Source organism: Kitasatospora sp. NBC_00070 (genome assembly GCF_045041205.1).
Classification (GTDB): Bacteria; Actinomycetota; Actinomycetes; order Streptomycetales; family Streptomycetaceae; genus Kitasatospora.
Genome location: NZ_CP108247.1, coordinates 3,423,544 through 3,446,755, shown reverse-complemented (window position 1 = coordinate 3,446,755; position 23,212 = coordinate 3,423,544). Strand labels below are relative to the sequence as shown.

The window sequence follows — 23,212 nt, the reverse complement described above, 5'->3', positions numbered from 1 at the left end:
TGGACCACGCTGGGCCGCTACGCTCGACGCACCCTTGGTACCGAGCGCAGAGAGAAGCCCCCATGCGAGCTGTCCGGCCGTCCCGCCTCGTGCCCGCCGCCCTGGCCGCCGCGCTGCTGCTCGGGGCCTGTACCTCCGGCGGCTCGACGCCCGGTCAGACCGTCTCCTCCGCGCCGTCCTCGGACCACGCCCCGGTGACCCCGGCCGCCGGGGTCACCCCGCTGGAGCCGCTGCCCGCCGAGATCCCGGCCGCGCTCGCCCCGTACTACGCGCAGAAGCTCGACTGGAAGAGCTGCGACGGCGAGTTCGAGTGCACCACCTTCAAGGTGCCGCTGGACTACGCGGCCCCGGCCGGCGGCGACCTGCTGCTGACCGCGGCCCGCAAGCGCGCCACCGGCGGCAAGCCCCGGCTGGGCTCGCTGCTGCTCAATCCCGGCGGCCCGGGCGGCTCGGCCGTCGAGTACGTCGAGGGCGTCGCCAAGGGCTACGACCCGGAGGTCCGGGGAGCGTACGACCTGGTCGGCCTGGACCCGCGCGGGGTGGGCCGGAGCTCGCCGGTGACCTGTCTGAGCGGCGACCGGATGGACGCGTACACCGCCGCCGACATCACCCCTGACGACCAGTCGGAGATCGACGCCCTGGTGGCGGTGGACCAGGAGTTCGCGGCGGGCTGCAAGCAGCGGGCGGGTGCCTTCCTCGGCCACGTCAGCACCGTCGAGTCGGCCCGCGACCTGGACGTGCTGCGGGCCCTGCTCGGCGACCAGAAGCTCAGCTACCTGGGCAAGTCCTACGGCACCTTCCTCGGCGCCACCTACGCGGGTCTGTTCCCGTCCCGGGTCGGCCGGATGGTGCTGGACGGCGCGATGGACCCGTCGCTGGACGCCCGCGCGGGCAACAAGACCCAGGCCGGCGGCTTCGACGTGGCCTGGGCCGCCTTCGCCAAGGACTGCGCCAAGCGCGACGACTGCCCGCTCGGCGGCGACGAGCAGGCGATCGACCAGCAGCTGGACGCCCTGTTCAAGCGGATCGACGGCGCCGCGCTGCCCACCGAGTCGAGCCGGAAGCTGACCGAGGCCCAGGCCACCACAGGCGTGATCCACGCGATGTACGCGGAGTTCCTCTGGCCGCAGCTGCGCACCGCACTGACCACCGCCAAGGCGGGCGACGGCACGGCGCTGCTCAAGCTCTCCGACCAGTACTACGACCGGGGCGCCGACGGCAGCTACCCCAACCTGATGTACGCCAACATGGCCGTGAACTGCCTCGACCTGCCCGCCCCGTTCGCCTCCCCGGCGGAGGCCGCGGCGGCGGTGCCGGAGTTCGAGCAGGCGTCCAGGCACTTCGGGCGGGACATGGCCTGGATGGCGCTGGCCTGCGGGTACTGGCCGGTCAAGCCGACCGGGGCCGCACACACCGTCCGCGCCGCCGGGGCCGCCCCGATCGTGGTGGTCGGCACCACCCGCGACCCGGCCACCCCGTACGCCTGGGCCCAGTCCCTGGCCGGCCAGCTGGAGTCCGGCCGGCTGCTCAGCTACGACGGCGACGGCCACACCGCGTACGGGCGCCACAACACCTGCGTCGACGGCGCGGTCAACCGCTACCTGCTCGGCGGCGACGCCCCGGCGGCGGGGACCAGCTGCGCGAAGTAATGGAAGTACGATCTTCGGCCCGGTGGGTACGATGTCTGCCCACCTGCACCCACCGCCGAAGGAATGCTTCGTGCTCGGAGTCAACGACCTGGCGACGTACGTCCTCGGCGCCCTGGTCATCGTCCTGCTGCCCGGACCCAACTCGCTCTACGTGCTCTCGGTCGCCGCCCGCAAGGGCATCCGTACCGGCTACGCGGCCGCCGCCGGCGTGTTCGTCGGCGACTTCACCCTGATAAGCCTGACCGCCCTCGGCGCCTCCTCGCTGCTGAAGGCCAACCCGGCGGTGTTCGCCGTGGTGAAGTTCGGCGGCGCGGCCTACCTGCTCTGGATCGGCTTCGGCATGCTCCGGGCGGCCCGCCAGCTCTGGAACGAACGGCACGCCACCGCCGCCGAGGCCGACGAGGCCCCGACCGCGACCGAGCGCCCGTTCCGGCGGGCCCTGGTGATCAGCCTGCTCAACCCCAAGGCGATCCTGTTCCTGCTGTCCTTCTTCACCCAGTTCGTCGACCCGGCGTACGGGCAGCCGGTGCTCTCCTTCGCCCTGCTCGGCGGCATCCTGCAGACCTTCAGCGTGCTCTACCTCTCGCTGCTGATCTTCGCGGGCACCACCCTGGCCACCGCCTTCCGCCGCCGCAAGCGCCTCTCGGCGGGCCTCACCAGCGGCGTCGCGGTCCTGTTCGCCGGCTTCGCCGCGAAGCTGGCCGTCTCCTCCGCCTGAAACGCCGGTGCGGACCACCGGCGCGCACCGTGTAGACTGGCACGCGTTGCCGACGGCGTGATCATCTTGCCGGAGACAGCGGTGCCGCTTTAGCTCAGTTGGCCAGAGCAACGCACTCGTAATGCGTAGGTCTCGGGTTCGAATCCCGAAAGCGGCTCTACGAAGGCCCCAGGACTCACTCGCCGTGACCTGGGGCCTTTGTTGTTACCGCATGCGCCGGCGGCGCCGGGCGCGAGCCTCCTGAGTGTTCGTGGTCTCAGTCGTGGTCTCAGTTCGGGGAAAGAGCGCGTTGCCCATCCGCCGCGCTGCTTCCCGGGGAGTCGGGGTCGTGGTCTTGACGTAGCGACGGGTCATGCTGATCTGCGAGTGCCCCAGGATCTCCATGATCGTGAAGGGGTCTACCCCCAACTCGTTGAGGAGTGTGCCGGCGGAGTGGCGTCTGCCGTCGTGCTGGCGGCGATCCTCGATCCCGGCCTCGGCCAGGAGCTCCTTGAACTCCTCCCAGTCGTCGTGCGGGTCGATCGGCCGGCCGTCGGGTCGGCAGAACACGAGGTCGTGGTCCTGCCATTCCTCGCCTGCGGCAGCCTTGAGTGCCTCTTGTGCCCTGCGGTGTTCACGTAGGGCAGGCTTCAGCGGCGGCAGGATCGGCGAGGTCCGACGGCTGCCCTTGGTCTTCGGTCGCGTGATGACCAGTCCGCCGCCCCGGCGCTCCGGGCAGGTGCTGGCGTGCCGGACGCACGCCGGCGGGCACGGCTTGGGGCGGCCACGCTTGCAGGACCGGTGCTTGGTGCACTCCGGGTCGCACGGACCCCGGTGGAGCCGCGCGCCGCAGGCATGCGGGTCAGCACAACCGTGCTGCCACTTCAGGCGCTGGAGCTGCCACGACGTGTCCATCGTCTCGGCCTCCTCGTCAACGAACCGCCAACGCAAGCCAAGCGCCTCGCCCTGACGGTGACCCAGCCCCACGCCGATGGCCCATCGCAGCGCGGTCGGGCGCTTCATCGCCGCCAGGAGGAAGCGCCGGGCCTCCTCCTGGGTGAACGGGTTCGCGTCCACCTCCTCCAACGACGGCGGGTCCACCAGTGTGGCGACGTTGCGGGCGACCATCTCCCGCCGATGTGCGATCTTCAGTGCGCGGGACAGGATCCGGTGGACCTTGAGTACATGGGAGGCAGCCCGGCCCTCCGATCGGAGCTGCGCGTAGAGCACGTCGAGGTGCTCGGGCAGCAAACGGTCAAGGCTGTGCTTCCCGATGCCCGGGATGATGTGATTCCGGGTCTTCGACCAGTAGTCGTCCAGGCTGCGGGGCTTCAGCTTCTGGGATGCGATCGTGTCGAGGTAAGTGGTCATCCACGACTCGACAGTCGGCGCCCGTCCAGCCTTGGCGACCCGGCCGGCGTCGCGTGCCTTCTCCAGCGCCTTGACCCTCCGCTTGACCTCGACCTCGGTCGCTGCGCTTCGGTGTCGCCGGTCGGGGCTTCCGTCCGCCTTGACACCCATGGTCACGCGGCCGTGCCAACGGCCGTCCACGCCTTGGTAGATGGTCGATTCAAGATTGGGCTGGCGGGTCCTGTGCTTGCTCACTCAGCGCTCCTGAAGGATGACGGGCGCCAGGCCGGTCGGCTTGGCGCCCTCGAAGTCGGTTCTGTGAAGGGTCAGTTGGTCGCTGTGGCCTGGCGCTCGATGTACGTTTCGATGTCCAGGGGGCGCACCCTGCGGCAGCGGCCAATCTTGATGGACGTCAACTCGCGCACCGCGAGAAGCTGGTAGAGCTTCGAGCGGCTGATGCGAAGTACCTCGGCAGCCTCCTCCGGCGTGTAGAGGACGGCTCGGACGGGCGTGGCTGTGGTCATGCTCGGTCCTTCCGTGGTGCGTTGCGAGTGTTGTCCGAGGCGGGTGGACTCAATCGGTCAGCGCAACACCCGAGGTGGTGAAGGGTGTGGCGTATGGCGAGGATGGGTCGTCCGGGCATGTCGGACGTGCAGAAGCGAGAGTTGTGGGACCGCTGGAAGGCCGGTGAGTCGATCAGTGCGATCTGCCGTGCCCTGGGCAGGCCACCAGGGTCGATCTTCACGATCGTCAAGTCCAACGGCGGATACGTTCCGCCCCTGCGGCGCCGTCGGCCCGGCTTGCTGAGCTTCACCGAGCGGGAGGCGATCTCCCGCGGCCTGGCTCGAGGCGACTCGCTCCGTGAGATCTCCCGTGCCCTGGGGCGTGCGGCGTCGACCGTCAGCCGGGAGATCGCCCGGAACAAGGGCGCCGGGCACTACCGGGCGGTGGACGCCGAGGACCGGGCCTGGGACCGCGCCCTGCGCCCCAAGGACTGCCTGCTGGCCACCAATGAGCCTCTTCGCGTCCTGGTTGCCGAGAAGCTGGCCGAGGACTGGTCACCGAAGCAGATAGCCGGGTATCTGTCCAAGACCCAGCCGGCCGGCGCGGGGATGCGGATCAGCCACGAGAGCATCTACAAGTCTCTGTTCATGCAGACGCGCAAGGTCCTCGCGAAGGAACTCCGGCAGCATCTGCGCTCGGGGCGTCCGACCCGACGCAACATCCACAACACCGTTACCGGGCAGTGGCGTTCGCAGATCAAGGACGCGATCCCGATCCATGAACGCCCTGCCGAGGCGCGCGATCGCAAGGTGCCGGGGCACTGGGAGGGCGACCTCGTGATGGGCAGCGGCGTGACCCAGGTGGCGACCCTCGTCGAGCGTGCCACCCGCTTCACCGTGCTGGTCCAGCTCGATGCACGCGACACGGCCACTGTCACGGCCAGGGTCTCGGCCCAGATGCTTCAACTACCGGCCCAGCTGAGGAAGTCACTGACCTGGGACCGCGGAATGGAGCTGGCCGCCCACAAGAGCGTCACCGCTGCGACCGGCCTGGCCGTCTACTTCGCCGACCCCCAGAGCCCATGGCAGCGCGGCACCAACGAGAACACCAACCGCCTCTTGCGCCAGTACCTGCCCAAGCGCACCGGAATGGGTCACCTCACCCAGGACGACCTGGACATCATCGCCCTGCGGTTGAACACCCGCCCCCGGCAGACCCTCGACTTCGACACCCCGGCCGATAGGCTGGAGGCCCTGTTGCGCTGACGGGTTGAGTCCACCGTCGCTTTTTTCAGGACCTCGATGGTCTGCTGCTGCTCGAGGTTCTGCCGGCGCAGACGCCGCAGTTCCTCACGTTCAGCGCTGGTCAGCTCGCCCGCACTGCCCTCACCACGGTCAGCCTGGTCCTGCTTGACCCAACTCCGCAGCCCCTCAGGGCTAACCCCCAGCTCCCGGGCCACCTCCGTAACCGTCTTGCTCGAGGAGCGGGCCAACGTCACGGCGTCCCGCTTGAACTCCTCCGAGTACCGCTTGCCCTGCTTGTTACTCACCTGGCTCTACTTCCTCTGGAACCTCACGTCCCAGTCTCCAGGTGTCCAGGTCCACGGGGAAGCTTCAGTACCTTCTCGCCGGGCAGCGGTGTGATGAGGCCACTTGCTGACCATAGGCGCCGGAGAGGTTGCCCCTCGCGTCAGGTGGTCGGTTCGGGGGAGCGCTCCGGCGGTCCGCCGAGGTCGGCGAGGAGCTGGTCCAGAACGAGTTCCTCCTCGATGCGGCGGCCTGCGGTGCCGAGGGCGCCGACGAGCGAGGGGTCCCACGGGGTCTCGGCTGGGGTGCCGGTGAGCGGTGCCGTGTCCGGGTGGCGGGCGAGGGCCGCGTGGTAGTCAGCTGTGGTGTAGTGCCACGAGGTCCAGGGCACGTGGGCGAGCAGGTGGGTGGCGATGCGGATGCCGCCCCAGTCGAAGTCGCCGTGGTAGCGCAGGGTCCATCCGGCGTCGGTGCAGAGGCGGAGCAGGTGCAGGGCGGCGGTGCTGGGCTGGCCCTGGAGGCAGATCAGCGGGGCGCTGCGGGGGCCGAGGCGGTCGGCGGCGGCGAGGACGACGGAGGGGTTCTCGCAGACGTACGCCATACCGTCGGGAGGCGGCCGGGGTGTGTCCCGGACGAGCTGGCGCAGCGTCAGGACGGCGGGCTGGCCGACCGAGCCGAGGGCGCTCAGGGCACGGCCGGTCGCGGAGTGGCTGTCGCCGGGCAGGTTGAGGGTGAGGACCTGGGAGGAGAGTTCGTCGAGGAGCAGGCCTGCGGCGGCCCAGGTGTCGCGGCGGGCCTGGGCTCCGACACCGGGTGGCATACCGGTGAGGGCTCGGACGGCATCCAGGGTGAGGGTCGCCAGCGGCCCTTGGTCGAGGGCGTGGGCGTGACCGGTGTGCTCGGCGGCGAAGGTGCCGAGCGAGCGCGGGGGCGAGACGGGGAGTCGGAGCAGCAGGCGGGCGAGGGTGGCCAGCAGCGGTGCCGCCTCCTCGGGGGTGCGGGTGAGCCGGCGGGCCAGGCCGGTGGCGTGGAGTGAGGCGTACCAGTCGTGGAGTTCGGGGCGGGCGGCCACGGTCTCCGAGAGCGGAGCGAACGCGCGCCGCCAGGCCAGGGCCAGTTGTTCCACCGCCTCCTGACGGGGTGTCACCGGGCCGGTGAGTGCGATGACGGCGGCGGCGAGGCCGTCCGGGCTGGCACCGCTGGCGCGGAGCACCTGGTCGACCGCTGCCAGTGGGACGGACAGCGAGCGCCCCGGGCGCGGTGCGCGGCCCAGCAGCCGAGCGACGGCCGCGCGCTCGGCGTCGTCGGCTCCGGTCCGGGTGACGGTGTCGTCCAGCGACTGCCCGGACTCCAGGCGTCGGCGGACGCGATCGACCAGCCAGCTCGTCTCGGGGCCGCCGAGCAGGCGGCGCAGGCGCGGGAGGTCGGGGCTCACTCGGTCAGGTCGCCCTGGCGCTGGGCGGGTACGGCCTCGGCGGGGGCCTCGATCCGGACGCGGTGGTGGCCGTCCCACTCCCAGCGGGTGACCAGGACGGCGGCGATCTCGTCCATCCGGGAGAGCTGGGCGATCGCCAGGCCGGGGACCTGCGGGTAACAGCCCCACTCGCGTTCGGAGGTCATCACCACGTCCAGGTCGAACGCGGTGAGCAGGCCGAGGGACTTGGCCCGGGAGTCGTCGTCCACTCCGGCGAACGCCTCGTCCAGGGTGACCAGGCGCGGGGCATGCGGGTTGCCGGCCGAGGCGTAGTGGGAGGAGGCGGCGGCGAACAGGGGGAGGGAGACGGAGAGCACGCGCTCGCCGCCGGAGGCCGGGCCGGTGGCGGACTGCCATTTGCCGTGCTGGTGCCGTTCGATGCCGAACTCGTGCCAGGAGCGGTAGTCCAGGGCCGTGGTGAGGTGCTCCAGCCAGGTGCCGGACGGGTTGTCGGTGCGGGCCCGGTCGATCTGGGCCTGCAGGAACTCGCCGAGGGCGATGCGGTCCGCGGCTGTCCAGACATCGGAGGACTGGCGCAGCAGCCGGTCGCGGGCGGCGGCCAGGCCGCCGGGGGCGTTGCGGGCGGGTCGCCAGACCAGCCGGAGCAGCATGCCGGTGCTGGTCGGACGGTCCTTCAGCTCCCCGTTCATCCGTAGCACCTGGTGCTCGGCGGCGCTGACCAGCTCCTGGAGGGTTCCGGCCACCTCGGTGATCAGGTGGTTCTCCAGGATCTCCTGCTCGCGGGCGGACAGCAGGTGCTGCCGGTCGGCGACCTCGGCGGTGAGTGCCGTGGCCAGGTCGGGGACGGAACGCTCCCTGCCCTGGAAGAGGATGTCGACGACGAGTCCGTCCTCCAGCATCCGGGCGGCTGCCGTGTGGCCGTGCCGGGCCAGGGCGTCGGAGAGGTCCTTGAGCTCCTCGGTGATCCGGCGCTGGACGCGCTCCCAGGCCGGGTCGGTGTCGTCCGTGGTTTCGAGTTCGCGCTCGATGGCGCGGGCAAGGCGGACGGCCGGCTCGGGCGCCCAGGAGTCACCGGCCTGCTCGAGTTCGGGCAGGGCCACCGCGAGCAGCCCGGTCGCGGCGAACCGGCGCAGCGCGTCGATCGCCTCGGCGCGGGTCCGTACGGTGTCCTCGATCTCGGCGCGCATCCGGGCGCGCAGGGCGTCGGCGGCGGCCTGCCGGCCGGTGGCGGTGTTCTGCTCGCGGCGGGTGGTGCGCTCGTTCTCCTCGCAGTCGCGTAGGGCGGTGGCCACCTCGGTGAGTTGGCGTTGCAGCTCGGCGACGGCAGTGCCGACGGTGGCGGCGAGCGTTTCGTGGCGCCCGCCGGCGGCGACGGCCTCCCGGGCCGCCGCTCGGGCCCGCTCGGCCAGTTCGGCGGCGTGTTCGGCGGCGCGGGTGTGGTCGGACTCCTCGGTGGCCAGTGCCGACCGGGCGGCCCGGTGCTCGCGTACGGCGGGCCAGAGCGCTGCCAGGGCTTCACGATAGACGCCCAGGGCCTCGCGCACCCCGCGCAGCTCTGCGGTGCTGGTCGGCAGCCCCAACTCTTCGGCGAGGCTGTGCAGTTCGGTGTTCGCCTGGTCAGCGGTGGCGGTGGCCTCGGCGGCCTCCCGGTCGGCGCCCTCGCGGCGCTCGGCGGCCCGGCCGTGCTCCAGGAGGGCCGCCGACACGGCGGCGTGGGAGGTGCGCAGGGCGGAGTCGTCCGGCAGTGCGGCCTGTTCGGCCGCCAGCGTGCGGACGTCGGCCTCCAGTGCGGCGACCCGCACCGACAGCGCGTCCGACTGCCTTGAGAAATCGCCGAGTTCAGCGTCGACGGCGTCGATCCGGGCGCGCCTGGCCTGTTCGCGGGCGCCTTCGCCGAGGTACTCGGCGTTCGGCTTCGACCAGGCGCCGGTGAGCGCACCGAGGCGGAACCGGCCGTCCAGGCCGATCCAGCTTCCGCTGTCGGGAAGTGCGTCGTCCGGGCCGAGCAGGCCGATTCCGGCCAGCAGTCGGGACACCAGTTCGTCCGGAACGGCCGACGCGGCCGGGTCGGCGCGATCGACCGCCGGGCGCAGTACGTCCAGCAGGGACGGCGCGTCCACCGGGGGGCCGACGGTGATCAGTGTGTCCCAGGTGTCGGCGGAGGCGACGTTCCCGTCCGGGTCGACCCAGGCGTCGAGCAGGGCCGATGCCTCCAGGGCCGCTTCCAGATCAGCACTCTGATGAATCGTCAGGTCACTGGAGGTGGCGAAGTCCACGAGGCGCCAGAGCGGGGCACCGGATCGGCCGCGCCGGGCCTCGGTGGACCGGCTGGGCGGGGCGCTCGGGCCGCGCTGGCCGCCCGCCCTCAACTCGGCCAGCTCGGCCAGCAGTTCGTCCGTCCGTTGCTGGATCTCCCGCTGCTCGACCTCCAGTGCCGCGCGGCGCCGGGCGAGTTCGGCACCGGCGGTGGAGGCGGCCTGCTGCGCCGCCGTACGCGACGGGTCGGCTCCTGCCAGCGTCCCGACCCACTGGGCGAGTTCGTCCAGTACTCCCTCGGGGGCGGCCGGGCGCAGCAGGGTACAGGCCGCGAAGTGTGTGCGGACGGCCGTGCGGTAGCCCTCGCCTGCCTGCGCCGCGCGCTCCTCGGCCTCGGCCCGCAGGTCGGCCCGATGGGTCAGCTCGGCATCCGCGTCCTCCAGCCGGCGGCGGGCCCGGTCCAGTTCCCGTACCGCCGCCTGGGTCGAGGCCGACTGCTCCTCGACCAGTGCGACCGAGCGTTGGCGGCGGTCCGTCAGCTCGGAGGCTGTTCGCTGCGCCGATTCCGGTGTGTCGTTCTCGGCGAGCGGTCGGGCGATCCGGTCGGCGTGCTCCCGCTCCAGCCGGGCGGCCGCGGCCGTCTCGGCGGCGCGTGCCAGTGCGCTGTCCTGGGCCCGTTCGGCGGCCTCGGTGCGGGAACGGGCCGCGCCCAGCCGGGCGGTGTACCTGGTCACCTCGGTCTGGGCCCGATTGTGGTCGACCTCGGCGCGCTCGGCGTCCCGGGTGGTGCGCTCGGCCAGCTCGGCGGCCTGTTCCAGCTCGCGGGCGCTGCGCATCTCCGGCCCGGCGCGCAGTGCCTCGTCCTTGGCCCGCAGGCCGGTGCGCAGCCCGTCCAGTTGCTCCAGCCGGGCTTCGGCCTCGGCCAGTGCGGTACCGGCGGCCTCGAAGTCCTGGTCGGCGGTGTTCAGTTCGGCGCGTAGCGACTCGTAGCGGGAGTGCTGCGCGCGGGGTGCGCGGGCCTTGCGCCGGGCGGCCACCTGGGCGTAGCGGCGGTAGTGCTGGAGGAAGCCCGTGGCGGCGCGCTCGGCGGCCACCATGACCGCCAACTGGTCCTTCTCCTCGTCCAGGGAGCGGAACGCCTCGGCGACGTCGGCGACGACCGCCTGGTCCATCGGCGGCAGCGACTCGGTCAGCGCCTGGGAGAGCGCCTTCTCGCTGGGACGCTTGGACAGTTGTGGCTGGCGCAGCTGCACCAGCAGGTCCACCAGGGCCGCGTACCGCTGCTCGCCGAGACCGAACAGTGCCTCGTCCACCGCTCGGCGATACGCCCGCGCCGAGTCGTACACCAGCCCGCGGCCGTCGAGTGCCTCGGCCAGCCGGTCGCGGGTGATCGCTGCCCCGGTGGAGTCGAGCAGCTTGAGTCCTCCGTCGTCACCGATCCGACGGTCGGTGACGAAGTACCAGTGCCGGGCGATGCCCCGACCGCTGACCGCCTTCAACCCGCAGCCGAGCGTCGTGTAGTGGGCGTTGCCGTCCTCGTCGAGGCGGCCGAACTCGATCCAGGTGTAGCCGAGGCGCTCGGGGTGCGGGTGTTCGCCGCCGAGCAGCAGGTTCCACTCCATCCGCTTCTTCGGGTCGGCGTCCGGCTCGACCCGGTGCGGGGAGAGGTCGCCGTCCAGCAGGAACGGCAGGGTGAGGGCGAGCACTTTGGATTTGCCGGTGCCGTTGTTGCCACGGAAGAGCAGTCGGCCGTCGCGGAAATGGAACTCCTCGACGTCGTAGTAGAAGAGGTCGACGAGCCCCACCCGCAGTGGCTGCCAGCGGGTGCGGCCCGGCATCGGCAGCAGCGTCTCGACGGCGGTGTTCATCCGGTCTTGCCCTTCTTGCGGCTTGCGGCGGCGGTCTTGTTGCGCTTCGCGGTGGCGGCCTTGCGCGTCTTGGGCGCACTCTGGCCGGGTTCCAGCAGGACGGTCTCGCCCACCCGGTAACGGTCCAGCGCCGGGCGGGCTCGTACCGCGGCCGCGCCGTCGCTGTCCACCGTGCGCTCCAGCAGCCCGAGGGCCACCAGCCGCTCGACGGCCTGTCCGGTCAACTCCGTCTCGGCGCCGGGGACGGTGGCGCTCCGGCGCCAGAAGCCGGCGTGCTCCAGCGCCCAGCCGGTCACCTGCCGGTGCAGGTCGGCCAGCGGGACGGTGCCGCCCTTGCCGGCCAGGTACTCCGCCACCAGCAGCGCGACGTGGCCGTCGGTGCCCGACTCCGGCATCCGGAGGTCCGTCAGGTCGTCGTCCGGGTCCACCATCGCGATCCCCTCGGCCCGTACCTCCGGTACCAGGCCGGTCAGTTCGGCGATCCGACGGCTCAACGCGCCACGCTGCGACGCGAGATAAGCGGCCTCGGCCTCGGACAGTTCGTCCAGGTAGAGCACCGGATCGTCGAGCAGACGGCGGGTCAGGGTGTGCCGCAAGGCCCGGTTGCGCAGCTCGTCACTGTCCGGCAGCACCTCGGCGTTGAGTTCGGTGAGGCGCTGCTCGAAGGTACCGGCACGTACGGTGCTGGGCCCGCGCCTGGCCACGAGCAGCCCGGCCAGCACCCGGCGGTCCACGTCGTACAGGGCGTCGCCGGCCGACTTGAGGAAGGCGTCCTCGTCCCCCGCGACCTTGGCCAGCACGCCCCATCCGAGCAGCAGCCGGACCACGGCCACCAGGTCGGTGCGCTGCTCGCGGTCGCCCAGGGTGAACGTCACGTCGGCCGTGTCCAGCGCGGGGTCGGCCGCCGCGAGCACCACCTGTTCCGCCAGCCGTCCCAGCGCGATCTGCTGCTCGGCGCGTTCCAGTACGGCCAGACAGAGACAGACCAGGGCGTAGCGGCGCCGGGAGAACGGCAGCCCGGAGCGCTGATCACGCGCCGGGTGGGTCGGATCGGTGTCCCGGCCGGGGATGCGGCGCAGCCGCGCCACCTCGGAATCCACCAGCAGCGCCCAGCCGGTGTTACGTTCGAACCAGGTGCGCAGCTCGGTCGCGTGCTGCCGCACCAGCCGGAAGTCGTCGGCGTGCGAGCCGCCCGCGCGCAGCAGGGGCCGGCGCAGCAGTGCCCTCGCCGCGCGGCGGACCTCCTCGGCTCGCTGCGCGGCGAGGGCGTCGCCGAGCCGACTGTCGTTCATCGCCCACTCCATGCTGACTCGCGCTCCGCCGCCAGATCGATGATCTCGACCGTGTGCTCCGGCCCACGCAGTACACCGTCGGGGGTGTGGATCTCGGCGGTGCCGCCGCCGGGAAACCTGGTCAACCTGATCTCCAGCGTCCCGTCGTTCGTGGTGGCGGTGACCGAATCCGTCTGCGGCCGCCAGGCCGACAGGGCGTCACCGAGAAGCAGCAGGAAAAGCCCGAAGGCGGCTGGGTCCAGCTCGCCCAGCTCGCTGAGGCGTACCTCGCCTCGGGTGACCAGCCGCGCCCGGGCCGCCGCCGTCTGCTCGGCCTGCTTGTGGGCCAGTTCGGCCAGGTACGCCCTGGCCTCGGCGCGGTCCTGGACGGCCCGGGCCCGGCCGCGCCGCTCGTACGAGCCGGTACGGCGCAGCTGTGGGCTGATCCGCACGCCCGGCGCGTCGTACCAGGACGCGGAAGCGGGCACCGGGTCGGCCTCCCGCTCGCCCAGCGCCTCCTGATCGATCGTCAGATGGCGGGCGGAGTGCAGCCCGAACGCGGATCGCCAGAGCCGGTGCCGGGCATCGTCGTCGGGCGCCTCGGCGAACCAGCGCGCCAGCTCCTTGAAGTCGGCCGAGCGGTCCGATCGTCCGGCCCGGCGCTCGTTCAACGCCTGCACGACGGCGAGCAGTTGGGGTACGGCCTGGCGGGCAGCGGAACGCAGCAGCTTGGCCTGGGAGTTGCGGCCCGGCGTGCTGAGGAACCAGGCGCGCAGCCCGTCCCATCGCCCCTGCCAGCGGCGCTCGGCGGCGGCCAGGGCCTCGGCGGCGGCATCCGGGGCCGCGTCGGACGCCTCGCGCTCGGCGGCCAACCGCAGCAACGGCGCGACCGTCCCGGCCGGTGGCGCGCCCAGGGTGTCCAGCAGGCCGGCGATCTCCGCACCCCGGGTCACCAGATCCTCGATGAACCGCTCCAGGTACTCGATCAGCCGCTGCTTGTAGGCGAGGAAGACCTCCACCTCGGCCTCGTGCAGATCGACCGTCCGCTGAAGTGAGTTCATGAAGGCCCGGGCGTTCTCCGCCAGCCCGGAGAAGCGGTCGACCAGCGCGAGCAGCGCCAGGTGCACCACCGCCGGGTCGGGGTCGGACCGGTCCGCCAGCGCGAGCAGCGCCCGGAGCTGTACGGCGATGTCGGCCAGCGCGACCGCCTGCAACTCACCGCGCCGACCGAGCGCGTCGTCGTACGCGGCCAGCGCCTCCTCGGCGGCCTCGCCGGCACGGGTGAGCTGGTAGATGTGGCGGGAGCGGTAGAAGTCCTCCAGTGCGGTGACCCGGCTGGTGTCCGGGTCGGCCCGCAGGTTGCCCCACCTGCCGAGCCGGTCCAGCGCGACGGCCACCGCCTCCAGGGGCGGACGGGCTTCGGGAGGCAGGCCGAGGTGGACGTCCTCGGGACGCAGATGGACGGTGAACTCCTGCTTGGCACGGACGAACACGCCCATGACCTGGCGGTAGAGCGCGGAGTGCTCCGTCGTGAGGTGGGCGAAGGGCTGGTACGGCCCGACCGGACGGCCGGCGTCGCCGACCGGTGAGCCCGCGCGTGGGCCGTCGACGCTGGTCATGGGTCCCTATTGTGCCGGATGGCCCAAGCTGCTCCGGCGGCTTCCCCTGATCTACCCGGGTCGGTCCCTTCGCCCGCGTACCATGCCGCGACTGCAGTCCACTGAGGTCGCGCTTGTTGCCGCGGAAGGGGTGTGCATGGTGACGGTCAGCGCAGGCACACCGGAGAGCCGGGCCGTTGAGCGAGCGCGCTCCTGCCATCCCGCGAAGCCCGACGGGGCGGGATTCAGCAGTGCTCTCCGCGCTCAGTCGTGGCAGGAAGTCAGTCTCCGTAGATGGGGTCCCGTCGGCCGAGCCTCAGCACCCAGATGATCAGCCGGCAGTCCTCCCGACTGTGGCTGTAAGGGGCGAAGGCTGGGCATACTGAGCGCATGGAGACACGGGTGCGGTACGCGGAGATCCGGCCGTACACGGTTCCGGAGACGCTGGATGAGCTGGCCGGTCCGACGGACGGGGTCGTGGTTCTGCCGACCGTGTTGGACTGGACGCCGAAGAGGGCCTACGACCTGTCGGACGACGTTGACCTTCGGATGCTCTATGAAACGGTCATCCGGGAGGCCATGCATGTGGAGGAGCTCCGGCGGTTCCTGGACCCGGTGCTTCTGTCGGCCGTGTGGCAGAGGCTGTGGCTTCCGCCGCGGGTGCGGTCGATGTGGGAGGGGCATTTCCCGGAGCTGGCCCGTAGCGCTGCGTAGTATTCACTGGCATGGACCCGTTTCATACCCGGCTTGCCCGTATCGGTCTTGAAGCCGCAGCGAGATACGGCTTTGTGCTGGCCGGCGGGTATGCGGTGCAGGTGCACGGGTTCCTGGAACGGCTGTCGGATGATGTCGACCTCTTCACGGACATCGCCGACCCGGTCGCCTTCTCCGAAGCCGTCGAGGTGGTGGCCACCGCGTACCGGGCGGCAGACCTGACCGTTGAGGTGGAGAAGTCCGGTGAGGTGTTCGCCCGGTTCGCGGTTGCCGACGAGCAGGGGCACACGGCGAAGGTGGAACTCGGGTGCGACTGGCGGGCTCGGCCGCCTGCCGTGTTGGAGATCGGTCCCGTACTGCACCCCGACGACGCGGTGGCCAACAAGGTGACCACGCTGTTCGGACGGGCCGCGCCGCGTGACTACCTCGACGTGAATGCCGCGCTCGCCTCCGAGCAGTACTCGGGTGATCGACTGCTGCAGTTGGCGGCGGAGCACGATGCCGGTTTCGATCCGCGCTACTTCGCCGAGGCGCTGCGGGCGGTCGACCGTTGGCCCGACCGGGAGTACGAGGCATACGGCGTCTATGGCGGCCAGGTGGAGGACATGCGCCGGCGGCTGCGTGCCTGGGCTGCCGAGATCCTCGATGAACGGGTCGACGAGGGATGACCCAACCGGACGTCGTGACCCTGAGTGCCAACTGGAGTGGGCTCTTTCGGCGGCTGTCGGCGCTTCGGCACCCGAGCGCAGCATTGGCGGCTGTTCTGTAGGGACGCGACAAGGCCGCCGCACGGGACCGAATGCCCCCACAAGGACGCCCCCGGTGGACGGGCGGTGGACGGACGCCTTTGGACGGTGCATCACCAGGTGTCATGGCCTAGCAAGGTGTACATGCTCTGATCAGGCAAGACAGTACCGGGCGGTAAGAGCCGGAACGAGGTGTCACGAACCCTTATGGTCTCGCAATGCGTAGGTCTCGGGTTCGAATCCCGAAAGCGGCTCTACGAAAGCCCCAGGACTCACTCGCCGTGACCTGGGGCCTTTGTTGTGTCTCCGGCCGGTTCGGTCAGGGGCGCTTGCGGGCGTTGCGGGCCATCCGGTGCCAGGTGTGGCGGCGGCCGCGGACGGCGACCGAGTAGTCGTAGAGGAACTCCGGGTCCATCGAGCCGCCGACGAAGGCATCGCCGATGTGGTGTGCGTCGACGCCGATCTCCTTGGCGTTGAGGGCGAGTTGGGGCACCAGGTTGCGGTGCGAGCCCTCCTGGCTGGTGCCGATGGTGCCCATCGCGATCGCGCCCGCGGCGTGGATCCGGCGGACCGCCTCGGCGGCGATCTCGCGGGTCACCCCGGGGACGGTGCCGGGCAGGGGGACCAGGACGCCGTCCGCGCCGGCCTCCGCGACGGCGGCGATGCCGGCCGCGTCCAGCGGTTCGACCCGCCCGGCCATGTGCATCTTCCCGGCCCAGATCGCCACGTCGTCGCCGAGTCCGGCGCGCAGCTGCTCGCTGGTGCGGGCCATGTCGGCCAGCGTGGCGCCGGTGGCCGGGTTGGCGGTCACGCAGAGCAGGGCGACGCCGGAGTCGACCAGCCGCTTGGCGTTCTCCAGGGTGGCCTTGCGGCCCGCCGGCACGTCGCCCGGCTCGATGTTGACGCCGATCGGGCGGCCCACGGCGTCGGCCAGCGCGGCGGCCGAGGCGAACTCGCCGAGCACCGGGGTGGTCCAGCGCTCGCCGTCGAAGCCCTTCTCGAGCACGTTGAGGATCAGGATGTCCGCGCCGAAGGCGGCCGCGATCTCCAGGTTGGAGACCCCGCCGGTCTCGTGGGCCCCGGCCAGCATGGCCGTGTGCACCCACAGTTCGGCGACCATGGCGCGGCCCTCGCTCGCGGCCACCGAGGCGGTCAGCTCACGCCCGCGCAGGGTGGCCAGGTCGGCGGTGTCGAGGTCCAGAATGCGCTGCATCGGGGGGTGACCCTTCGTCAGTGGCGTCGGACGTATGTCCTGTTTGCCCTCTATCGTCAGGTGTACCAGTGCTGGGCCGGTTGATTGCGGGACGTTCGTCCCGACCCAGGAGTGCGCAGGGCCCGGTGATCCACTGCCAAGGGGGCGGCGTGTGCGGTCAGGCGGGAGACGGGAGACCTGCCGGGCTCACCGCTACGAGCTGCGACTGACCTTCGGCGACACCGGCTGACCGGGCGTCAGGTCGGGCTCCCGCTCCGCCGGGTGGTGCGGCGGCAGCTCGACGGTGACGGTCAGTCCGCCTGCGGGGCGGGCGGTGGCGGTCGCGGTGCCGTGGTGCGCGGTGGCGATCGAGTCGACGATGGCCAGGCCCAGTCCGTGCCCGTGGCCGTCGCGGTGGACGCGGCCCTGGGGGCGGTAGAAGGGTTCGAACAGGCGGTGGGCGGTGGCCGGGTCGAGCAGGGGCCCGGTGTTGTCGACCTCCAGGTGGACGCCGTCGGCGCGGTACACCGAGAGGCGGACGCTGCCACCGGGGTGGTTGTAGGTCAGGGCGTTGTCGAGCAGGTTGGCCACCAACTGCCCCAACAGGGTCGAGCTGCCCGGGACTTCGCAGCGGCCCCCGGTCTCCAGGGTCAGCTCGATGCCGTGCTCGCGGGCCAGGGCCCGGCGTTCGCGCACCGCCTCGGCGGCCAGCGCGGCCAGGTCGACGGGCTCGGACCCGGGGTCGACGTGCTGGGCGTCGGCGAGTCGGAGCAGTCCGGTCACGATCGCGATGTTGCGTTCGTTCGTCTCGACCAGGGTCGGGGCGAGCTCGGTCAGTACGGCTCCGGTGGGGTCGGCGGCGGCGACCTGGAGGACGGCCCGGTTGGTGGCCAGTGGCGTGAGCAGCTGGTGGGAGGCGTTGGCGGCGAAGCGGCGGTGTGCGGAGAGCGACTGCTCCAGCCGGGCGAGCATCCGGTCGAAGGTGTCGGCGAGTTCCTTGAGGTCGTCGTCGGGGCCGTCCGCGTTGATCCGCGCGCTCAGGTCGCCGGTGGCCGCCGTGGCCGCCGCGTGGTTGATGGTCCGCAGCGGGGCCAGCAGGCGCTTGGTGATGATCCAGCCCGCTCCCAGGCCCAGCACGGTGACCGTGGTCAGACCGGTGACGGAGAGCACCAGCACGGTCTGCCAGACGTCCTGCTTGTCCTGGATGATGAGCGTCCTGGCCGGGCTCCCCTGGGTCAGGTCGCCGGGCACCGTCGTGCCGGGCACCGTCCCGCCGGCCACCGCGTCGGCCGGTGCCGCGCCGGCGACCGGCAGTCGGTGCGGTGCGACGGTGCTGAGCTGGTAACTCGGCAGGTACCGGATGCCGGTGTAGATGACGGCGACCATCAGCGCGGCGGCGGCGACCAGGGTGACCGCGAAGCCGGCGAAGAGCCGGCTCCGGAGCCGCAGGGTCCGCCTCACGGCCTGCGGCCCAGGTAGTAGCCCGCGCCGAGCAGGGTGTGCACCAGCGGCGGCGGACCGAGCTTGCGGCGCAGCGTGTGGACGGTCAGCCGGACGGCGTTGGTGAAGGGGTCGGCGTGGATGTCCCAGGCCTTCTCCAGCAGGTGCTCGGTGCTGAGCACCCCGCCCCGGGCCCGCATCAGCAGTTCGAGCACGGCGAACTCCTTCGGGGTCAGCCGCAGCGGCTGACCGGCCCGGGTCGCGATCCGGCGGTGGGTGTCCAGGTCCAGGTCCTCGAACGACAGGACGGGGGCGTGCAGTTCGGGCCCGCGCCGGTAGAGGGCGCGCAGCCGGGCCACCAGCTCGGGGAAGTCGAAGGGCTTGGCGAGGTAGTCGTCCGCGCCCAGGCCCAGGCCCTCGACCTTGTCGTCCAGCCGGCCGGCGGCGGTGAGCATCAGCACCCGGCACTCGGGCCGGGTGGTCACGATGTGGCGGCAGACGTCGTCGCCGTGCACGCCGGGCAGGTCCCGGTCCAGGACCACCGCGTCGTACTCGTGCACGTCGATCCGGTCCAGGGCATCGGACCCGTCGTGGACCACGTCCACCGAGAAGTCCTCGCGGCGCAGGCCGATCTCCAGCACCCGCGCCATCGGCTTCTCGTCCTCGACGACCAGGACACGCATGTCGCACTCCTCTCCGGTCCCGAACCCGGTCCCGGCTCGGACGCTAATCCAGGCAGATGAGAGGCACGTTCATAGTCGGGGCCCGGGCCGGGGACAAAACGCTCGCGAAACATCCCGGTCCCTACCGTCGGGGCCATGAACTTCTTCAAGCGGGCCTGGTGGCGACTGACCGGGCATCCGGGGCGGACCGTGCTGACGGCCGGGCTGCTCTCGGTGATCTGCACGCTGGTGCTCGCCGGTTTCCTGATCCGGTCGGCCGCCGACCGGGCCGGGGCGGTGGCCAAGAGCAGCGTTGGTGCGGTCGCCACCCTGCAGTTCGACCTCAACGCGGCGATCGACTCGGGGAAGCTCACGGGCGGTTCCGGCGGTGCCCCGGGCACGATCGGGGACGTCGGCAACCTCCACAGCAAGGCCGTCGACCGGGTCGGCAGCTCGCCGGGGGTGCAGCGCTACAACTACTCGATCGACTCGGGGGCCGGTCCGACCGGCACCGCGCAGCTGTACCAGCCGGTGCCCACGCCGCCCGGCGCGGGCGGCCCGATGTCGGACTTCTTCAAGGTCACCGGGATCCACGACAGCGCCGCCCTGAGCGCCTTCCGCAACGGGAACGCGAAGATCGTTGCCGGGTCCGGGATCGGCCCGGGCACCGACGGTCCGGTGGTGCTGGTGGAACAGCGGCTGGCCCGGAAGAACAACCTCCAGGTCGGTTCGAAGGTCATGTTGAAGGCCAACGAGATCGGGTCGGCGAACCAGGGGAAGGACTTCGAGTTCACCGTGGTCGGCATCTACGCCGACGAGACGCCCTCCGGCAGCCAGTACGTCCCGCCGATGGCCGACCCGGCCAACCAGATCTACACCACCCCGGCCGGCGCGACCACGCTGGCGGGCTACGGCACCGGGCCCGAGGGCAGCGTGGTCAAGCAGGCCACCTTCACCCTGGACGGCCCCGACCGGCTCGACGCGCTCAAGGCGGCCGCCGCGGCGGCCGGCATCGACCCCGTGCTGTTCCCGGTCACCGTCAACGACAAGCAGTACCAGGCCCTGGTCGGCCCGATCGGGAAGACCGCCCGGTTCGCCACCGTGACGGTCTGGCTGGTCTCCGTCGCCGGTACCGCGATCGTCGCGCTGGTCGTGGCGGCCGCGCTGCGGGACCGCCGTCGGGAGCTCGGCATCCTGCTGGCGATGGGGGAGCGGAAGCCCAGGCTGCTGGGCCAGCACCTGGTGGAGATCCTCGCCTGTGCGGCCCTCGCCGTCGGTCTGGCCACCGCCGTCAGCCCGCTGCTCGCCCGGGCCGTCGGCAGCTCCCTGCTCTCCCAGCAGGTGGACGCCGCCGAACGGTCGGCCGAGCAGGCCGCACAGCAGCGGGACCCGGGCCGGGTCGCCAACCAGGACGGCTACCTGCCCAAGCTGCCGGGCCAGGCCGGTCCGCAGCCGATCGACCACCTCGCCGTCCGCCTCGGCCCCGCCGACGTCGCGGGCGTGGCCGGAGCCGGGCTGGCCGTCGCGGTGCTGGCCACCGTCGTCCCCGGCATCCGCATCCTGCGGCTGAACCCCAACGAGATCCTCAGCAAGGAAGCGTGACCATGACCGAGCACGACCCCTCCGCCGCAGCCGTCCCGCTCCTCCAGCTGAAGGGTGTCCGGCACGGCTACCCGCGCCGGGGGCGGATGCACCACGTCCTCAAGGACGTCGACGTCGACTTCCACGCGGGCCGGGTGCACGCCATCGTCGGCCCGTCGGGCAGCGGCAAGTCCACCCTGCTGTCCATCGCCGGCGGACTGAACCCGCCCACCTCGGGTCACCTCTACTTCCGCGGCCAGGACGTGGCCGCTCTCGGCCCCGGCCGCTACCGCAACCGCCACGCCGCCACCGTGTTCCAGTCCCTGAACCTGATCACCTACCTGACGGCCGTTCAGAACATCACCTGCGCGATGGAGATCGCCGGCGTGCGGGGCGGCAACCGCAGACGACGCGCCGCCGAGTTGCTGGCCGCCGTGGGCATCGACGAACAGGACCGCGACCGGCGCGTCCTGCAGCTCTCCGGCGGGCAGCAGCAGCGCGTCGCGATCGCCCGTGCGCTGGCCTGCGACGTCGACATCCTGCTCGCCGACGAGCCCACCGGGGCGCTGGACGAGGACACCGCCGCCGACATCGTCCGGCTGTTCCGGGACCTCGCCCACCGGCAGGGCAAGTGCGTGGTCCTGGTCACCCACGCCCGCGCCGTGGCCGACGCCTCCGACCACGTGTTCCGCCTGAAGCGGGGCACGCTCGTCCACGGGACCACGGCCTGACCGGGCGTCTGCTGACCCACCCTCAGCCGTGGCGGGGCTCCCAGCGGAACAGGCGGCGGCCCAGCACGGCGGCGCCGGCCGTCCAGGCGGCGACCACCAGCAGGGCCGGGGCCGCGTGCTGCCAGGCGTGCAGGAGGTCGAGGGCGGGGAGCGGGGCGCCGTTCCAGGACTCCGGGCCGAAGCCGCGGCCGAACCAGGCGGTGCGCAGCGTCTCCACCACGGGGGCGAGCGGCAGGTTGTGGGCGGGGCCCTGGAGCCAGGTCGGCATCGAACTGAGCGGCGCGACCACGCCGCCGGCGAACATGCAGACCAGCAGGACCGGGGTGGCGATCATCGGGGCGGCCTCCGCGCTCGGGGTGAGGCCGGAGAGGGCCACGGCGAGGACGGCGAACAGCAGGAAGCCGCCGGTCAGGGTGAGCAGGAAGAGCAGCGGGTCGGCGGGCAGCGGTGCGTCGAACCAGATCACCGACAGTCCGCCCAGCACCAGCACCTGGAGCAGGACCACCGCGCCGGCCGCGCCGAACTGCCCGGCGAAGATCGCCGTCGGCGGGACCTCGGTGCCGCGCAGCCGCTTGAGCACCAGGTCGTCCCGGCGGGCCACCACGCCGTTCAGCAGGTTGATGAACGAGGTCACCAGCGCGAAGCCGATGAACCCGACCGTGCTGTACGCCGCCGCGTTCACCCCGGCGATCTGGCGGTCGCGGAGCGGGGCCGCGATCACCAGGTTGAGCAGCACCGGCAGCAGGAAGCCGATGAAGGTGGAACGCCGGTTGCGCCAGAACACCCGCCAGGAGAGCAGGAACTGGCCGCGCGCGTAGGCGGGCCAGGCCAGGCCGTGGGGGGAGGTGGTGGTCGCGCTGCTCATCGGGTCTCCGCCTTTTCGTGGGCCAGTTCCAGGAAGACGTCCTCCAGCGAGGCGTTGCGGGCCTCGATGCCGTCCAGCTCGACGTCCAGCTCCGCCGCCCAGGTGTGCAGGGCGGCCAGCGCGGGCGCCGTCCGGGCCACCGTGTAGCGCACCGTGCCGTCGGTGACGGTGGGCAGTTCGCCGAGGACGGGCGGCAGTTGGGCGGGCAGCAGGCCGGCGGGCAGCGGGAAGGTGATCCGGGTGCCGTGGCCGGACAGCACCTCCTCGACCGTCCCGACGGCGGCCAGCTGTCCCCGGTCCATGATGGCCACCCGGTCGGCCAACTGCTGGGCCTCCTCCAGGTAGTGGGTGGTCAGCAGCACCGTGGTGCCCGCCGCCCTGAGCTCGCTGACGAGCCGCCAGGTGGCCCGCCGGGCCTCCGGGTCCATGCCGGTGGTCGGCTCGTCCAGGAACAGCAGCTCCGGGGTGTTCAGCACCGCCAGCGCGAGGTCCAGCCGGCGCCGCTCGCCGCCGGAGAGCTGGGCCACCCGGGTGCCCGCCCGCTCGGTCAGCCCGACCCGGTCGAGCACCGCGGCGGTGGGCTGCGCACCGGAGATGAAGGAGCGCCAGGAGTCGACGGTCTCCCGGACGGTCAACTCCTTGAAGAAGCCGCCCTCCTGGAGCATCACGCCGGTCCGCCGCCGGACCAGGCGGCCCTGGCCGTACGGGTCGAGGCCGAGCACCCGGACGGTGCCCGAGCTCGGCCGGGAGTAGCCCTCCAGCACCTCCAGGGTGGTGGTCTTGCCGGCGCCGTTGGTGCCCAGCAGGGCGAACAGCTCGCCCCGCGCGACCGTGAAGGAAATTCCTCGGACGGCTTCGTAGTCGCCGTAGCTGCGACGCAGGTCGCTTACTTCCACGGCTGGCTCCCCGGTAATTCCCGGGCCTGTGGTGAGTGTCATGGGATACAGGGTGAACCGGGGTGTCCTGATAAGGCAAGTGGGCGACATCATCGCAGGTCAGAAGGTATTCAAAATGTCATGGGTACAACTGTTGCATTTTGCAGAGGTGAGTTTCTGACATCCCCTACTGACGCACTTATGGGGGCCGGGTGCATAGTTTCCTCATCGCCGAAAACGAGCCGGAGAAAA

Annotated in this window: 19 protein-coding genes and 1 tRNA gene; 8 read left to right on the top strand and 12 right to left on the bottom strand. The window is 71.8% G+C overall.

The window, feature by feature from the left end:
• Positions 1–62: 62 nt before the first annotated feature.
• The 3 genes from OHV05_RS15985 to OHV05_RS15975 all read left to right on the top strand — a co-directional run bounded on the left by OHV05_RS15985 (position 63) and on the right by OHV05_RS15975 (position 2,524).
• Positions 63–1,649 (top strand): alpha/beta hydrolase, encoded by a 1,587-nt coding sequence (locus OHV05_RS15985; RefSeq protein WP_405018273.1) that lies wholly within the window; start codon positions 63–65, stop codon positions 1,647–1,649.
• A 70-nt stretch (positions 1,650–1,719) separates the two neighbouring features.
• Positions 1,720–2,367 carry a leucine efflux protein LeuE gene (leuE, locus tag OHV05_RS15980; RefSeq protein WP_405018272.1) on the top strand — a complete coding sequence of 216 codons (648 nt, stop codon included), beginning with the start codon at positions 1,720–1,722 and terminating at the stop codon, positions 2,365–2,367.
• Positions 2,368–2,450: 83 nt separating this feature from the next.
• Positions 2,451–2,524: transfer RNA gene (locus OHV05_RS15975), tRNA-Thr, on the top strand.
• A 47-nt stretch (positions 2,525–2,571) separates the two neighbouring features.
• Here OHV05_RS15975 and OHV05_RS15970 read toward each other — a convergent pair.
• Positions 2,572–3,951, bottom strand: coding sequence for a tyrosine-type recombinase/integrase (locus OHV05_RS15970; protein WP_405018271.1), 1,380 nt, complete (start codon positions 3,949–3,951; stop codon positions 2,572–2,574).
• Between the two features lie 71 nt (positions 3,952–4,022).
• The gene (locus tag OHV05_RS15965) at positions 4,023–4,220 is read right to left on the bottom strand and encodes a helix-turn-helix domain-containing protein (RefSeq protein WP_405018270.1); all 198 of its coding nucleotides are present in this window, start codon (positions 4,218–4,220) and stop codon (positions 4,023–4,025) included.
• Positions 4,221–4,313: 93 nt separating this feature from the next.
• On the opposite strand from OHV05_RS15965, the gene OHV05_RS15960 reads away from it, so the two are divergent.
• Positions 4,314–5,465, top strand: coding sequence for an IS30 family transposase (locus tag OHV05_RS15960; protein WP_405018269.1), 1,152 nt, complete (start codon positions 4,314–4,316; stop codon positions 5,463–5,465).
• Here OHV05_RS15960 and OHV05_RS15955 read toward each other — a convergent pair.
• The 5 genes from OHV05_RS15955 to OHV05_RS15935 form a co-directional block, all read right to left on the bottom strand.
• Positions 5,354–5,749, bottom strand: coding sequence for a transposase (locus tag OHV05_RS15955; RefSeq protein ID WP_405018268.1), 396 nt, complete (start codon positions 5,747–5,749; stop codon positions 5,354–5,356). The two genes, OHV05_RS15960 and OHV05_RS15955, sit on opposite strands and share 112 nt — an antisense overlap.
• A gap of 140 nt (positions 5,750–5,889) precedes the next feature.
• Positions 5,890–7,161, bottom strand: a complete 1,272-nt coding sequence (locus OHV05_RS15950; RefSeq protein ID WP_405018267.1) for a TIGR02679 family protein — start codon at positions 7,159–7,161, stop codon at positions 5,890–5,892.
• Positions 7,158–11,285, bottom strand: a complete 4,128-nt coding sequence (locus tag OHV05_RS15945; protein WP_405018266.1) for a TIGR02680 family protein — start codon at positions 11,283–11,285, stop codon at positions 7,158–7,160. Before OHV05_RS15945 ends, OHV05_RS15950 begins: the two co-directional genes overlap by 4 nt.
• Positions 11,282–12,577 carry a TIGR02678 family protein gene (locus OHV05_RS15940; protein ID WP_405018265.1) on the bottom strand — a complete coding sequence of 432 codons (1,296 nt, stop codon included), beginning with the start codon at positions 12,575–12,577 and terminating at the stop codon, positions 11,282–11,284. Before OHV05_RS15940 ends, OHV05_RS15945 begins: the two co-directional genes overlap by 4 nt.
• Positions 12,574–14,175 (bottom strand): TIGR02677 family protein, encoded by a 1,602-nt coding sequence (locus OHV05_RS15935; RefSeq protein WP_405018264.1) that lies wholly within the window; start codon positions 14,173–14,175, stop codon positions 12,574–12,576. The genes OHV05_RS15940 and OHV05_RS15935 overlap by 4 nt, the downstream gene beginning before the upstream one ends.
• A 369-nt stretch (positions 14,176–14,544) precedes the next feature.
• Here OHV05_RS15935 and OHV05_RS15930 point away from each other — a divergent pair, with 369 nt between their 5' ends.
• Positions 14,545–14,868, top strand: coding sequence for a hypothetical protein (locus tag OHV05_RS15930; protein WP_405018263.1), 324 nt, complete (start codon positions 14,545–14,547; stop codon positions 14,866–14,868).
• 11 nt (positions 14,869–14,879) lie between these two features.
• Positions 14,880–15,536: a nucleotidyl transferase AbiEii/AbiGii toxin family protein gene (locus tag OHV05_RS15925; RefSeq protein WP_405018262.1), complete on the top strand. Its 657-nt coding sequence runs from the start codon at positions 14,880–14,882 to the stop codon at positions 15,534–15,536.
• Between the two features lie 397 nt (positions 15,537–15,933).
• Here OHV05_RS15925 and OHV05_RS15920 read toward each other — a convergent pair whose 3' ends face one another.
• The 3 genes from OHV05_RS15920 to OHV05_RS15910 all read right to left on the bottom strand — a co-directional run bounded on the left by OHV05_RS15920 (position 15,934) and on the right by OHV05_RS15910 (position 18,929).
• Complete coding sequence (locus tag OHV05_RS15920) at positions 15,934–16,827, bottom strand: hypothetical protein (RefSeq protein ID WP_405018261.1); 894 nt, start codon at positions 16,825–16,827, stop codon at positions 15,934–15,936.
• Between the two features lie 192 nt (positions 16,828–17,019).
• Positions 17,020–18,267, bottom strand: a complete 1,248-nt coding sequence (locus OHV05_RS15915; protein ID WP_405018260.1) for a sensor histidine kinase — start codon at positions 18,265–18,267, stop codon at positions 17,020–17,022.
• Positions 18,264–18,929 (bottom strand): response regulator transcription factor, encoded by a 666-nt coding sequence (locus OHV05_RS15910; RefSeq protein ID WP_405018259.1) that lies wholly within the window; start codon positions 18,927–18,929, stop codon positions 18,264–18,266. The genes OHV05_RS15915 and OHV05_RS15910 overlap by 4 nt, the downstream gene beginning before the upstream one ends.
• A gap of 135 nt (positions 18,930–19,064) precedes the next feature.
• On the opposite strand from OHV05_RS15910, the gene OHV05_RS15905 reads away from it, so the two are divergent.
• Together OHV05_RS15905 and OHV05_RS15900 are read left to right on the top strand one after the other, a co-directional pair.
• Entirely contained in the window at positions 19,065–20,510 is a 1,446-nt protein-coding gene (locus tag OHV05_RS15905) for an ABC transporter permease (RefSeq protein ID WP_405018258.1), read from the top strand.
• Between the two features lie 2 nt (positions 20,511–20,512).
• Positions 20,513–21,220 carry an ABC transporter ATP-binding protein gene (locus OHV05_RS15900; protein ID WP_405018257.1) on the top strand — a complete coding sequence of 236 codons (708 nt, stop codon included), beginning with the start codon at positions 20,513–20,515 and terminating at the stop codon, positions 21,218–21,220.
• 22 nt (positions 21,221–21,242) lie between these two features.
• Here OHV05_RS15900 and OHV05_RS15895 read toward each other — a convergent pair whose 3' ends face one another.
• Both OHV05_RS15895 and OHV05_RS15890 read right to left on the bottom strand, forming a co-directional pair.
• Entirely contained in the window at positions 21,243–22,085 is an 843-nt protein-coding gene (locus tag OHV05_RS15895; protein ID WP_405018256.1) for an ABC transporter permease, read from the bottom strand.
• Entirely contained in the window at positions 22,082–23,023 is a 942-nt protein-coding gene (locus OHV05_RS15890; protein WP_405018255.1) for an ABC transporter ATP-binding protein, read from the bottom strand. Before OHV05_RS15890 ends, OHV05_RS15895 begins: the two co-directional genes overlap by 4 nt.
• Positions 23,024–23,212: the final 189 nt, after the last annotated feature.

Coding starts and splice junctions, on each gene's coding strand:
- OHV05_RS15985 (WP_405018273.1), top strand. CDS start 63: ATGCGAGCTGTCCGGCCGTCCCGCCTCGTGCCCGCCGCCCTGGCCGCC.
- OHV05_RS15965 (WP_405018270.1), bottom strand. CDS start 4,220: ATGACCACAGCCACGCCCGTCCGAGCCGTCCTCTACACGCCGGAGGAG.
- OHV05_RS15960 (WP_405018269.1), top strand. CDS start 4,314: ATGGCGAGGATGGGTCGTCCGGGCATGTCGGACGTGCAGAAGCGAGAG.
- OHV05_RS15945 (WP_405018266.1), bottom strand. CDS start 11,285: ATGAACACCGCCGTCGAGACGCTGCTGCCGATGCCGGGCCGCACCCGC.
- OHV05_RS15940 (WP_405018265.1), bottom strand. CDS start 12,577: ATGAACGACAGTCGGCTCGGCGACGCCCTCGCCGCGCAGCGAGCCGAG.
- OHV05_RS15935 (WP_405018264.1), bottom strand. CDS start 14,175: ATGACCAGCGTCGACGGCCCACGCGCGGGCTCACCGGTCGGCGACGCC.
- OHV05_RS15930 (WP_405018263.1), top strand. CDS start 14,545: ATGGAGACACGGGTGCGGTACGCGGAGATCCGGCCGTACACGGTTCCG.
- OHV05_RS15925 (WP_405018262.1), top strand. CDS start 14,880: ATGGACCCGTTTCATACCCGGCTTGCCCGTATCGGTCTTGAAGCCGCA.
- OHV05_RS15920 (WP_405018261.1), bottom strand. CDS start 16,827: ATGCAGCGCATTCTGGACCTCGACACCGCCGACCTGGCCACCCTGCGC.
- OHV05_RS15910 (WP_405018259.1), bottom strand. CDS start 18,929: ATGCGTGTCCTGGTCGTCGAGGACGAGAAGCCGATGGCGCGGGTGCTG.
- OHV05_RS15905 (WP_405018258.1), top strand. CDS start 19,065: ATGAACTTCTTCAAGCGGGCCTGGTGGCGACTGACCGGGCATCCGGGG.
- OHV05_RS15900 (WP_405018257.1), top strand. CDS start 20,513: ATGACCGAGCACGACCCCTCCGCCGCAGCCGTCCCGCTCCTCCAGCTG.
- OHV05_RS15895 (WP_405018256.1), bottom strand. CDS start 22,085: ATGAGCAGCGCGACCACCACCTCCCCCCACGGCCTGGCCTGGCCCGCC.
- OHV05_RS15890 (WP_405018255.1), bottom strand. CDS start 23,023: ATGACACTCACCACAGGCCCGGGAATTACCGGGGAGCCAGCCGTGGAA.